The organism is Enterobacter cloacae complex sp. IR5418, assembly GCF_049238105.1.
GTDB classification, from domain to species: domain Bacteria; phylum Pseudomonadota; class Gammaproteobacteria; order Enterobacterales; family Enterobacteriaceae; genus Enterobacter; species Enterobacter hormaechei.
In genome coordinates, this window is record NZ_JBMKHS010000101.1 from 1 (window position 1) to 1342 (window position 1342).

Below are 1342 nucleotides of genomic sequence, written 5' to 3' on the forward strand. Positions count from 1 at the left end.
TCAGAAGTGCGAATGCTGACATAAGTAACGATAAAGCGGGTGAAAAGCCCGCTCGCCGGAAGACCAAGGGTTCCTGTCCAACGTTAATCGGGGCAGGGTGAGTCGACCCCTAAGGCGAGGCCGAAAGGCGTAGTCGATGGGAAACAGGTTAATATTCCTGTACTTGGTGTTACTGCGAAGGGGGGACGGAGAAGGCTATGTCAGCCGGGCGACGGTTGTCCCGGTTTAAGCATGTAGGCGGAGGTTCCAGGTAAATCCGGTACCTTGTTAACGCTGAGGTGTGATGACGAGGCACTACGGTGCTGAAGTGATAAATGCCCTGCTTCCAGGAAAAGCCTCTAAGCATCAGGTAACACGAAATCGTACCCCAAACCGACACAGGTGGTCAGGTAGAGAATACCAAGGCGCTTGAGAGAACTCGGGTGAAGGAACTAGGCAAAATGGTGCCGTAACTTCGGGAGAAGGCACGCTGATATGTAGGTGAAGCCCCTGCGGGCGGAGCTGAAATCAGTCGAAGATACCAGCTGGCTGCAACTGTTTATTAAAAACACAGCACTGTGCAAACACGAAAGTGGACGTATACGGTGTGACGCCTGCCCGGTGCCGGAAGGTTAATTGATGGGGTTAGCGGCAACGCGAAGCTCTTGATCGAAGCCCCGGTAAACGGCGGCCGTAACTATAACGGTCCTAAGGTAGCGAAATTCCTTGTCGGGTAAGTTCCGACCTGCACGAATGGCGTAATGATGGCCAGGCTGTCTCCACCCGAGACTCAGTGAAATTGAACTCGCTGTGAAGATGCAGTGTACCCGCGGCAAGACGGAAAGACCCCGTGAACCTTTACTATAGCTTGACACTGAACACTGGTCCTTGATGTGTAGGATAGGTGGGAGGCTTTGAAGCGTGGACGCCAGTCTGCGTGGAGCCGCCCTTGAAATACCACCCTTTAATGGCTGGTGTTCTAACGTAGACCCGTGATCCGGGTTGCGGACAGTGTCTGGTGGGTAGTTTGACTGGGGCGGTCTCCTCCCAAAGAGTAACGGAGGAGCACGAAGGTTGGCTAATCCTGGTCGGACATCAGGAGGTTAGTGCAATGGCATAAGCCAGCTTGACTGCGAGCGTGACGGCGCGAGCAGGTGCGAAAGCAGGTCATAGTGATCCGGTGGTTCTGAATGGAAGGGCCATCGCTCAACGGATAAAAGGTACTCCGGGGATAACAGGCTGATACCGCCCAAGAGTTCATATCGACGGCGGTGTTTGGCACCTCGATGTCGGCTCATCACATCCTGGGGCTGAAGTAGGTCCCAAGGGTATGGCTGTTCGCCATTTAAAGTGGTACGCGAGC

General features: G+C 54.2%; 1 rRNA gene. It reads left to right on the forward strand.

Annotated elements, in window-relative coordinates:
• A 23S ribosomal RNA gene (locus ACOTX7_RS24250) occupies nucleotides 1–1342 on the forward strand; the annotation flags it as partial.